8 protein-coding genes are annotated in these 11240 nt (G+C 63.1%); 3 read left to right on the top strand and 5 right to left on the bottom strand.

Going from position 1 to position 11240, the window contains the following annotated elements; translation table 11 throughout:
- Positions 1–20: 20 nt before the first annotated feature.
- Together rhaS and NKJ75_RS22485 are read right to left on the bottom strand one after the other, a co-directional pair.
- The gene (gene rhaS / locus NKJ75_RS22490) at positions 21–1016 is read right to left on the bottom strand and encodes a rhamnose ABC transporter substrate-binding protein (protein WP_023669661.1); all 996 of its coding nucleotides are present in this window, start codon (positions 1014–1016) and stop codon (positions 21–23) included.
- 48 nt (positions 1017–1064) lie between these two features.
- Entirely contained in the window at positions 1065–1868 is an 804-nt protein-coding gene (locus tag NKJ75_RS22485) for a DeoR/GlpR family DNA-binding transcription regulator (protein WP_023669662.1), read from the bottom strand.
- 183 nt (positions 1869–2051) lie between these two features.
- On the opposite strand from NKJ75_RS22485, the gene NKJ75_RS22480 reads away from it, so the two are divergent.
- From NKJ75_RS22480 to ggt, 3 genes are all read left to right on the top strand, one after another.
- Positions 2052–4154 carry a bifunctional rhamnulose-1-phosphate aldolase/short-chain dehydrogenase gene (locus tag NKJ75_RS22480; protein WP_352500232.1) on the top strand — a complete coding sequence of 701 codons (2103 nt, stop codon included), beginning with the start codon at positions 2052–2054 and terminating at the stop codon, positions 4152–4154.
- 107 nt (positions 4155–4261) lie between these two features.
- The gene (gene rhaI, locus NKJ75_RS22475; RefSeq protein ID WP_023726817.1) at positions 4262–5554 is read left to right on the top strand and encodes an L-rhamnose catabolism isomerase; all 1293 of its coding nucleotides are present in this window, start codon (positions 4262–4264) and stop codon (positions 5552–5554) included.
- Positions 5555–5694: 140 nt separating this feature from the next.
- Entirely contained in the window at positions 5695–7434 is a 1740-nt protein-coding gene (gene ggt, locus NKJ75_RS22470; RefSeq protein ID WP_352500231.1) for a gamma-glutamyltransferase, read from the top strand.
- A 17-nt stretch (positions 7435–7451) separates the two neighbouring features.
- Here the strand turns inward: ggt and NKJ75_RS22465 are convergent, their stop codons facing one another.
- The 3 genes from NKJ75_RS22465 to NKJ75_RS22455 form a co-directional block, all read right to left on the bottom strand.
- Positions 7452–7799: a hypothetical protein gene (locus tag NKJ75_RS22465; protein ID WP_032885862.1), complete on the bottom strand. Its 348-nt coding sequence runs from the start codon at positions 7797–7799 to the stop codon at positions 7452–7454.
- A 185-nt stretch (positions 7800–7984) separates the two neighbouring features.
- Positions 7985–9334, bottom strand: a complete 1350-nt coding sequence (locus NKJ75_RS22460; protein ID WP_352500230.1) for a sigma-54-dependent transcriptional regulator — start codon at positions 9332–9334, stop codon at positions 7985–7987.
- Positions 9331–11190: a sensor histidine kinase gene (locus tag NKJ75_RS22455; protein ID WP_023687391.1), complete on the bottom strand. Its 1860-nt coding sequence runs from the start codon at positions 11188–11190 to the stop codon at positions 9331–9333. Before NKJ75_RS22455 ends, NKJ75_RS22460 begins: the two co-directional genes overlap by 4 nt.
- Positions 11191–11240 lie beyond the last annotated feature (50 nt).

Genomic DNA, 11240 nt, shown 5'->3' with positions numbered 1-11240 from the left:
TTGGTCCGAGACGTCCGAGATCAATAGATCTTGGAGAACTTTTCGATGTTGGACTTGTCGAACTGGAAGGGCGGAGCCATCGCAGCCGAGTTGCTGTCATCGAGCGTGACCTTGCCGACGCGGCCGATCGACAGCGTTGCGCCCGGCTTTGCCTCTTCCTTCTTCACCGCCAGATCATGAGCGAGGTAGACGGCGGAGTAGCCGAGGTCGATCGGATTCCAGAGGGCAACCGCCTGGCTGGAACCGTTGTCGATGAACTTCTTGAACTCCGACGGCAGCGCCAGACCCGTGACATTGACCTTGCCGATCAGGTTCGCGTCGGTGACGACCTGGGCAGCGGCAACGACGCCGACGGTGGTCGGCGCGATGATCGCCTTGAGGTTCGGATAGGATTTCAGCAGGCCCTTGGCTTCGTCGGTGCTCTTGGCCGAATCGTCATCGCCGTAGACGGTGGCGACGAGTTTGATCTTGGGGAATTTCTCCGGCAGGATCTTCTTGGCCGCGTCGATCCAGGCGTTCTGGTTGGTCGCGGTCGACGAAGCCGACAGAATGGCGACTTCGCCGCCTTCCGGCAGATAGTCGGCGGCCAGCTTGATGATGGTCTCGCCGATCAGGCCGGTGTCGGACGGGTTGAGATGCAGCTGGCGGCCTTCCTTGGCGACGCCCGAATCCCACGAGATGACGGTGATGCCGCGCTCCATGGCCTTCTTCAGCACCGGCACCAGCGCGTCGGCGTCATTGGCCGAAATCGCAATGGCGTTGACCTTCTGCGCGATCAGCGAATTGACCACTTCGATCTGCGCTTCGGCGGTCGCCTTGGTCGGGCCGGTGTAGATGATGTCGACATCGCCGAGTTCCTTGGCCGCCTCTTCGGCGCCCTTGTTGGCGGCGTCGAAGAAGCCGTTGCCGAGCGACTTCACCACCAGCGCGATCTTGACGTTCTCGGCATAGGCGGCATTCACGAACATGGCGGCCGAGAACGCGGCCGTCACCATCAATTTCTTCAGAAAGCTCATCGTATTTCCTCCCTTGAGCGTTGCATTCCATCGTCGCTGCGGTTGGCCTCAGGCCTGCAGCGAGGATTCTTCCTTTGCCGACTTGCGGGCGACGATCAGCGTCACACCCGCGGCCTCCAGCATGTTGGCTTCGCGATCCTCGATGCCGTCATCGGTGATGACGGTGGCGATGCGCTTCAGCCCGCACAGGATCAGGCTCGAGCGCTGGCGGAATTTCGATGAGTCGACCAGCACCACCAGTTCGTCGGCCTGGTCGATCAGTTTCTGCTCCGCCTGGATCAGCAGCGGGTCGCCTTCCATCAGGCCAAGCGGCCCGAGCCCTTGAGCGCCCATGAACATGCGGCGCGCGTAGAAATTACGCGTCACGTCATTGTCGAAGGGCGAGAGGATGATGTTCTGCTCGCGGTAGATGGTGCCGCCCGACAGCATGACGGTGTTCTTCGAATGCTTGAGCAGGTGCTCGGCGATGGGGAACGAATTGGTGAAGATCGGCATGCGGCGTCCGGTCAGGAAATGCACCATCTGGAAGGTGGTGGTGCCGCCATTGATGATGATCGGTTCGCCGTCCTTGCACAGCTCCACCGCTTCGCGCGCAATCGCGCGCTTCTGCGAAGCGTTAAGCGTTTCGTTGACGGAAAAGGGCCGGCCGGCGAGGCCGATGAACTGCGGTGGCGAGATCGCCTCGGCGCCGCCACGCACGCGACGCAGGCGCTTTTGCACATGAAGAGCCGCGATATCGCGCCGGATCGTCGCCTCGGAGGAGTCCGTCAGGTCGACCATCTCCTGCACCGTCACCACAGGCTTTTCCTGGACGGCGGACAGAATGATCCTGTGGCGCTCTTTTTCGTGCATGGTTCCTCCCTGCATGGTCATGAGGCACTAGAAAACCACCAGTGTCAATCATTTCCGCTCATATAATTTCATTGTGCAGTGCAATATGATCGATCTTGATCGTTTATGATTGACAACCGAGATGCTTGCGTAGACATTTCCGGCAAAATGGACCGCGCCTTTTGCGTCCCAGGGAGGATAATCATGCTCGACAAGCGCTCCGGCTCGCGCCTTGCCAACCTTTGGGACGATGCTAAAGCCAAGGGGCTGAGCGAGCCTGAGCTTCTGGTCTATCGCTCCAACACGCTCGGCTCCGACAAGCGTGTCACCAATTATGGCGGCGGCAACACCTCGTCCAAGATCCGGCAGAAGGACCCGCTCTCTGGCGCCGAAGTCGAAGTGCTATGGGTCAAGGGCTCGGGCGGCGACAGCGCCTCGATCAAGCTGGACGGTTTCGCCACGCTTTACATGAACAAACTGCAGGCGCTGAAAGGCCTTTATCGCGGCGTCGCGCATGAGGACGAGATGGTGGGCTATCTTCCCCACTGCACCTTCAATCTCAACCCGCGCGCGGCCTCGATCGACACGCCGCTGCACGCCTATGTGCCGAAGCCGTTCGTCGATCACATGCATCCCGATGCCATTATCGCGATTGCCGCGGCCAAGGATTCCAAGGCGTTGACCAAGGAGATATTCGGTGACGCCATCGGCTGGCTGCCGTGGAAGCGGCCGGGCTTCGAACTTGGCCTCTGGCTGGAGAAATTCTGCGTCGAACACCCCGAGGCCAAGGGCGTCATCCTCGAAAGCCACGGCTTGTTCACCTGGGGCGACACACCCAAGGAGTGCTATGAGACGACGATCTCGGTCATCAACCAGGCGATCGAATGGTTCGAGCGCCGCTCCGAGGGTCTCGCCATCTTCGGCGGCGAAGTCGTCAAATCGCTAGACGCCGCTGAGCGCCGCGCCATCGCGGCGAGACTGATGCCGAGGATCCGCGGCCTGATTTCGGAGAAGAGCCACAAGCTCGGCCATTTCGACGATTCCGCCGCTGTGCTCGAATTCGTCAACTCCAGGGATTTGCGCCCGCTGGCGGCACTCGGTACCTCATGCCCGGATCATTTCCTGCGCACAAAAATCCGCCCGCTAGTTATCGAGTTCGACCCAGCGAAGCCCGACGTCGAAGCCGTGATTGCGCGCCTCGCCGACGATATTGCTGAGTACCGTGTCGGCTACCAGGCCTATTACGACAGCTGCAAGCATCCGGACTCGCCCCCGATCCGTGACCCCAACGCCGTGGTCTACCTGATGCCCGGCGTCGGCATGTTCACCTTCGCCGGCGACAAGGCCACCGCCCGCATCTCTGGCGAATTCTACGTCAACGCCATCAATGTCATGCGCGGGGCCTCGACCGTTTCGTCCTATGTCGGCCTGCCGGCGCAGGAGGCCTTCGACATCGAATACTGGCTGCTCGAGGATTTGAAGCTGCAGCGCATGCCGAAGCCGAAGTCGCTCGCCGGCCAAATCGCGCTGGTCACCGGCGGCGCCGGCGGCATCGGCCGCGCCACCGCCAATCGCCTGCTGCGCGAAGGCGCCTGCGTCGTGCTGGCCGATATCGACGAGACCGCACTTGCCAACGCCAACGACGAACTGGCGAAAGCCTATGGCAAGGACTTCGTCCGGCCGGTGCTGATCAACGTCACCGCGGAGGAGCAGGTGATTTCCGGCTTCGCCCAGACAGCCGTCGAGTTCGGCGGCATTGATATTCTCGTCTCCAACGCAGGCCTCGCCTCCTCGGCGCCGATCGAGGAGACGACGCTGGCGCTGTGGAACAAGAACATAGACATATTGTCGACCGGCTATTTCCTGGTCTCGCGCGAAGCCTTCCGGCTGTTTCGCGCCCAGAAGATCGGCGGCAATGTCGTCTTCGTCGCCTCCAAGAACGGCCTTGCCGCGTCACCCAACGCCGCAGCCTATTGCACCGCCAAGGCCGCCGAAATCCATCTCGCCCGCTGCCTCGCGCTGGAAGGCGCGGAAGCCCAGATCCGGGTCAATGTCGTGAATCCGGACGCCGTGCTGCGCGGTTCGAAGATCTGGACCGGCGAGTGGAAGGAACAGCGCGCCGCCGCCTACAAGATGTCGACCGACGATCTGGAAGAACACTACCGCTCGCGCTCGATGCTGAAGCGCTCGGTGTTTCCGGAAGACATTGCCGAAGCGATTTATTTCCTGGCGTCCGACATGTCGGCCAAATCCACCGGCAACATCATCAACGTCGACGCCGGCAACGCGCAGAGCTTTACGCGCTGAGTTAAGGGCGGAGCGCTTCTCTTCTCCCCGTCACTATACGGGGAGAAGGTGGCCCGAAGGGCCGGATGAGGGGCAGCGCTGACTGAACGCATTGGGAGGAATAGCACTTGTCCGAAACCATCATCGCCGCCGATCTCGTCTCCAGCCACAACGCCCAGCGCAAACCCGACCTCGAACGCGACTACGCCTCGCTCGGGGAACGCCTCGACCGTCGCGGCATCGCCATCGACGCCATCCGCGGCAAGGTCGAGAAATTCGCCGTCGCCATTCCGTCCTGGGGCGTCGGCACCGGCGGCACACGCTTTGCCCGCTTTCCCGGCGCCGGCGAGCCGCGCGACATTTTCGACAAGATCGAGGACTGCGCCGTCATCAGCCAGCTGACGCAGGCGACACCGACCGTCTCGTTGCACATCCCGTGGGACAAGGCCGATCCGAACCGGCTGAAGCAGGCCGCCTCGCGCTTCGGCCTCGGCTTCGACGCCATGAACTCCAACACCTTTTCGGATGCCAGGGATCAGACGCTCTCCTACAAATTCGGCTCGCTTTCGCATGCCGATGCCGGCACGCGCCGCCAGGCCGTCGAGCATAATCTCGAATGCATCGAGATCGGCAAGACGCTGGGGTCCAGGGCGCTGACAGTGTGGATCGGCGACGGCTCGAATTTCCCCGGCCAGGTCAATTTCGCCAAAGCCTTCGAGCGCTATCTCGACGCCATGAAGGAGATCTATGCCGGACTGCCCGCCGACTGGAAACTGTTCACCGAACACAAAATGTACGAGCCGGCTTTCTACTCCACGGTCGTGCAGGACTGGGGCACCAATTACATGATCGCCAAGGAGCTGGGCGACAAGGCGTTCTGCCTGGTCGACCTGGGCCACCATGCGCCCAATGTCAACATCGAGATGATCGTGTCGCGGCTGATCCAGTTCAAAAAACTGGGCGGCTTCCATTTCAACGATTCGAAGTATGGCGACGACGATCTCGATGCCGGCTCGATCGATCCCTATCGGCTGTTCCTGGTCTTCAACGAACTGGTTGATGCAGAGCTTTCCGGCGCCGAGGGTTTCGATCCCGCCCACATGCTCGACCAGAGCCACAACGTCACCGACCCGATCGAAAGCCTGATGCTGTCGGCAGTCGAGGTGCAGCGCGCCTATGCGCAGGCGCTGCTGGTCGACCGCAAGGCGCTCGAGGGTTTCCAAGACGGCAATGATGCGCTGATGGCGACGCAGACTCTGAAAGCTGCCTACCGCACCGATGTCGAGCCGATCCTTGCCATGGCGCGGCTGAACACAGGCGGCGCCATCGATCCAGTCGCCGCATATCGCGCGGCGGGCTACCGGGCGAAGGTCGCGGCGGAACGGCCGGCGGTTGTGGGCGGTTCAGGCGGGATTGTTTGAGATTGGCTAATCTCCACCACAGGGGGGAGATCAGCTTGCCTCTGCCGGCAGGCGAACACCAATATGTGTTCGCTCATATTGATGATGGACTCGGCCGCTCCATGTAGCTCTTCTAGGCACACCGCACTTGGAGCACCGCCATGCCCTTGACCCGCCGGACGCTGATTGGCGTCACCCTTTCGCTCGCAATTGCGCTCGCGCCATCCGGCGCGCTCCATGCCGCCTCGCCTCAACCGGCGAAGGGCGAGCACGGCATGGTCGTCACTGCCCAGCATCTGGCGTCGGAAGCCGGCGTCGAGGTGCTGAAGAAGGGCGGCAATGCCGTCGATGCGGCGGTCGCCGTCGGCTATGCGCTTGCCGTCGTCTACCCTAATGCCGGCAATATCGGCGGTGGCGGGTTCATGACCATCCGCTTCAAGGACGGCAAATCGACCTTCCTCGATTTCCGCGAGCGCGCGCCGCTGGCGGCAACCAAGATCATGTATCTCGACAAGGACGGCAATCCGGTGAAGGGCGCCAGCCTTGATGGCTACCTTGCGGTCGGCGTACCGGGTTCCGTGGCAGGGTTCGAGATGGCTCGTGAAAAATATGGCACGCTGCCACGCCAGGATTTGATGGCGCCGGCAATTGCCTATGCCAAGGATGGCTTCATCCTCGACCTGGGCGACGCTGCTTCATTCGCAAGCAATGCCGCACGGCTGGCGAAGGACCCTGCCGCCGCCGCCATCTTCCTGAAGCCGGACGGCAAACCCTATGGCGCCGGCGAGCGTCTCCTCCAGCCCGATCTTGCAGCCTCGCTCGCCGCCATCTCCGAAAAAGGCGCCGACGCCTTCTACAAAGGCGCCATCGCCGGCGCCATCGTCAAGGCGAGCGGCGCCAGGGGCGGCATTCTGGCCAAGGCAGACTTCGAGCAATATAAGGTACGCGAGCTGCAACCGGTGAGCTGCACCTATCGCGGCTATGAGATCACGTCCTCGCCGCCGCCAAGCTCCGGCGGCGTTATCATCTGCGAAATCCTCAACGTGCTGGAGGGCTACCCGCTGTCCTATCTCGGCGCCGGCTCGGCCGAGACGGTGCATGTCATGGTCGAGGCGATGCGTTACGCCTATGTGGACCGCAACTCGGCGCTCGGCGATCCAGATTTCGTCGACAATCCGGTCTCGAAACTGCTCGACAAGGGTTACGCCAAGGAGATCCGCGACAAGATCGACCCGTTCCGCGCCGGCGTCTCGCAGGATTTGATGCCGAAGGGCTTCGGCGAGTCGAAGGAAACGACGCACTATTCGATCACCGACGATGACGGCAATGCGGTCGCGGTCACTTATACGCTGAACGGCTCGTTCGGCGCCGGCGTGGTCGCGGACGGCACCGGCATCCTGCTCAACAACGAGATGGATGATTTCACCCAGAAGCCTGGCGTGCCCAACCTCTACGGTCTCGTGCAGGGAGAGGCCAATGCTATCCAGCCGAAGAAGACGCCGCTGTCATCGATGAGCCCGACTATCGTCGCCAAGGACGGCAAGCCGTTCATGGTTATCGGCAGCCCCGGCGGCTCGCGCATCATCACCATCACGCTGGAAGCCATCGTCAACGTCATCGACCACGGCATGAACATCCAGGAGGCGATCGACGCATCGCGCATCCACCATCAATGGCTGCCCGACACGATCTATGTCGAACCCTTCGGCCTGTCGCCCGACACTGAAAAACTGCTGGCCGGCATGGGCTACCACCTCGATCTCGCGGATTCTACTTGGGGGCAGGCGGCCGGCATTCTTGTCGGCGGCAAGAGCCTGGCGGAAATCGAGAAGGGCGGCGGCTCCCGCTACAACGGCGCCATCGACAGCCGCGCCGCATCCGGCGAGGCGATTGGCTACTGATCAAAACAAGAGATTTATCAGAGGACGAGCGTAAGCGTCGACCCGACGAGCATCAGCGCGGCGATCACGACGAACGCCGCGTAGATGCGGGGACGGTCGAGGAGCAGCGCATTGCCCGATATCCAGGCCGCGGTTGCGCCGCCAAGCGCAAACAGGAAGCCGTTCCGGTGACCAAAGGTCATGGAAGCGGCCATCAGCCCGCCAATGATCAGCGCGCCGAAGACGATGATCACGGCAACGGCGTATTTCTCGAAGTCGTTGCCGCCGCCCATGGCCGGGCCGATCGCGTTCAAATTCGTCAGATCGTCCGGATCGAACGGATTGGTCGATCCATATTCATCTTGACCGACAGGTTCTCGCATCATTCATTCTCCGCTGACCGGCAACAAATCATCAACATCTGCCGAGCGCAACCGGATCGCGCCGTGCCGAAGGCCGCCGATGCGGTCTTCAACACTTTCTGATGCCGACTTGCCACGGTTTTTTTGCGCCGGTTCACAAAATCTACCCTGCTTTCGGGTCCACACGCCTGAATTGCCTGGAAAATGAATTACCTGGAAAAATCGCTGCGCACGATGCCGTGCCGCTGCAGCTTGTCGTAGAAGGTCTTGCGCGGAATGCCGAGCGCTTCGATCGTGCGCCGGACATCGCCGTCATTGCGGCCAAGCGCCTCGCGGATGACATCGGCTTCATAGCGTTCCAGCCGTTCCGGCAGTGAGCTGGCGTCATCCGGCTCCGCCGGGGCGGAAGGTGGCGCTTGCGCCGCTTCCTCGAGTCCCAGCACGAAACGCTCGGCGAAATGCGCGAGTTCACGCACATTGCCCGGCCAGTCGTGCTGGCTCAGATGGCGGTGCACTGAGGCAGGCACGGCTGGCATTTGCCGGCGGAAGCGGGCGGCTGCACGCTCTGCGAAGTAGAAGAACAGCAGGGCGACGTCGTCGCGGCGTTCGCGCAGCGGCGGGATCGAGATCGTCACCACATTGAGCCGGTAGTAGAGATCCTCGCGGAAGGCGCCGCGCCGGCTGGCATCGCCGAGATCGACCTTGGCGGCGGCGACGACGCGCAGGTCGACCGGCCGGATTTCATTGGTGCCGAGCGGCGTCACCTCGCGCATTTCCAGCACCCGCAGCATCTGCACCTGGGTCGAGGCCGGCATGCTTTCGATCTCGTCGAGAAACAGCGTGCCGCCGCTCGAATGCTCGATGCGGCCGATGCGCTTCTTCTGTGCGCCGGTGAAGGCGCCGGCCTCATGGCCGAACAGTTCGCTTTCGATCACCGTATCCGGCAGCGTGCCGCAATTCAGCGCCACGAAATTGCCCTTGGCGCGGCGGCTCCAGCGGTGCAGCAGGCTCGCCACCACCTCCTTGCCGGAGCCGGTCTCGCCAGTCACCAGCACGTCGACATCGGTGTCGGCGATCTGCCGCAGCGTGCGGCGCAGCCGCTCCATCGCCGGCGTCTGGCCGATCAGCGGCAGGCCGTCCTGCGCCTGTTCGGCGCTTTCGCGCAGCGCGCGGTTCTCCATCACCAGTCGGCGTTTTTCCGCCGCCCGCGCCACACTTTGCGCCAGCCGGTCGGCGGCGAACGGCTTGGTGATGAAGTCGTAGGCGCCGTCCTTGATCGCCTTGACCGCAACCGCGATGTCGCCATGTCCGGTGACCAGGATTACCGGAATGTCGGCATCAAGCTGCAAGACGCGGTCGAAGAGCTGCAGGCCGTCAATGCCGGGCATGCGGATGTCGGACACCACCACGCCGGGAAAATTGGCGTCGAGCCCGGCCAGCGCCTCGGCCGCCACCGCAAAGGCCGAGACGGAAAAACCAGCGAGTTCCAGCGTCTGCCGCGTGGCCCTCAGCAATTCGCTGTCGTCGTCGATCAATACGACCGGTGCGGTGTCCATCATGCTGCCCTGGCGAGGTGAATGGTAAAGCGCGTGCCGGCCTGGCCGCTCGCCACCTCGATGCGTCCGCCATAGTCGGCGACGATGTCCTGCGAGATGACGAGGCCGAGCCCGAGGCCTTTTTCCTTCGAGGTGTTGAACGGCGTGAACAATGACTTGAGGATGGCAGGCGAAATGCCCGGCCCATTGTCGGCGACGGCAAGCGCCACGCCGTCGGCCGTCTCCTGGGCCGAAACCTCCACCCTGGCGCCGTCGCGACCGTCCAGCGCTTCCAGCGCATTCTGGAACAGGTTGATCAGCACCTGTTCGAGCCGCAGACGGTTGCCCATCACCTTGAGCGTTACCGGCGGCAGTGTGATATCGAGCGCGTCCAGCCGGCCGGCAAAGCGGCTTCTGAGCAGCACCACGGCGCCCTCGATGACGCCGCGCAGTTCGACCGGTTCGGCTGCCGTGCGCCCCTTGCGGGCAAAGACCTTCAACTCTTCGGTGATGCCGCCGATGCGCTCGGTCAGCGCGGCAATCGCGCCAAGGTTCTCCTCGGCCGAGGCGGTCTGCTTGCGCTCCAGGAACACACGCGCATTGTCGGCATAGGCGCGGATCGTCGCCACCGGCTGGTTGATCTCATGCGCGACCCCGGCGGCAACCTGGCCGAGGGTAGCAAGACGGTTGGCCTGCACCAATTCCTGCTGCATGACCTGCAGTTTGGCTTCGGTGCTGCGGTGATCGGTGATCTCGGCCTGCAGCCGGTCGCGCGCCAGGCTGAGGTCATGCGTACGCTCGACGACGCGGCGCTCGAGCTCGATGCGCGCTGCCTGTTCGGCAGCGATGCGCATCTGCGCCGACTGACGGCGCCACAGGAGATAGCCGGCCAGCGCCAGCAACGGCACCACGACGCCCAGCGCCAGCAGCCGCATCTCACGCACCGCAGCCGCGATCGGCGCTTCGACCGGCACGAGATAATCGAGCCGCCATGGCGTCGATTGGACCAGTGTCGAAAGCCTGAGATATTCGGCATCGCTGCCGCCCGGTGTTATCGCATGCACCATCGACACGTCAGGGCTCAATGCCTCGGGGCGTGTGATCGGCAAGGGAATCAGCGGCGCGTTGCCGAATTGCTGGCTGCTCCGGATGGCGGCAGCCACCGGGCCGGCCAGCGGCGCGGTGGTCATGAAGCGCCAGGACGGCACGCTGGTGATCAGCACGACGCCGTGGTCGTCGCTGACATAGGCCGGCCGGTTGGCCTCATGCCAGTCGGCTTCAAGCTGGTCGAATTCCATCTTGACGACGACGACGCCGAGCGGCGCCGCCGCATTGCCGACGCGACGCGAAATGTAGAGGCCGGGGCGCTTGCTGGTGTTGCCCAGCGCAAAATATTCGGCCGTTCCCGATTGCATGGCGCCGGAGAAATAGGCGCGGAAGCCATAGTCGTTGCCGACGAAGCTGGTTGTTTCGCGCCAGTTGCTGGAGGCGATCGCAAACCCGTCGACGCCGGTGACGTAAAGCACCGAAGCCTTGGTGCCGGAGACCAGCCCTTCGAGCTTGCGGTTGAGCACGTCGATCGTGACAGCGCCCTTGTTCTGCAGGGCGTCATGCACCTGCTGGTCCTCGGACAAGAGCAGCGGCAGCGCCCGCGGGCTTTCCAGCACGGCGCGCAGCAACGCAACCTTCAGATTGGCATCGGTGCGGCCTTGCGCCGCCAGTGCCGCGACCTCGGCGCGGCGCGCGTAGAGGCCGGCGCCGGTGAGCGCCGTGGCAACGATCACCAGCGCGATCGCCGCAAACAGCAGCCAGGCGCGACGCGCGCGTTTGCCGAGTTGCTCGGGCGTCTGCGACAGGACCGCGGCAGGGCGTTGCAGCATTCCCTATTTGTGCATGATTTCGCACAAAGCACAATTCGATCATGCGGATG

Source organism: Mesorhizobium sp. M0058, from assembly GCF_040323095.1.
Taxonomy (GTDB): Bacteria; Pseudomonadota; Alphaproteobacteria; order Rhizobiales; family Rhizobiaceae; genus Mesorhizobium.
The sequence above is the reverse complement of the archived record's forward strand: the minus strand, read 5'-3'. Positions and strand labels throughout refer to the sequence as shown.

Bases quoted from the DNA above. Each gene is read 5' to 3' on its own strand.
- NKJ75_RS22480 (WP_352500232.1), top strand. From the start codon at position 2,052: ATGCTCGACAAGCGCTCCGGCTCGCGCCTTGCCAACCTTTGGGACGAT.
- ggt (WP_352500231.1), top strand. From the start codon at position 5,695: ATGCCCTTGACCCGCCGGACGCTGATTGGCGTCACCCTTTCGCTCGCA.
- NKJ75_RS22465 (WP_032885862.1), bottom strand. From the start codon at position 7,799: ATGATGCGAGAACCTGTCGGTCAAGATGAATATGGATCGACCAATCCG.
- rhaS (WP_023669661.1), bottom strand. From the start codon at position 1,016: ATGAGCTTTCTGAAGAAATTGATGGTGACGGCCGCGTTCTCGGCCGCC.
- NKJ75_RS22485 (WP_023669662.1), bottom strand. From the start codon at position 1,868: ATGCACGAAAAAGAGCGCCACAGGATCATTCTGTCCGCCGTCCAGGAA.
- NKJ75_RS22455 (WP_023687391.1), bottom strand. From the start codon at position 11,190: ATGCTGCAACGCCCTGCCGCGGTCCTGTCGCAGACGCCCGAGCAACTC.
- NKJ75_RS22460 (WP_352500230.1), bottom strand. From the start codon at position 9,334: ATGATGGACACCGCACCGGTCGTATTGATCGACGACGACAGCGAATTG.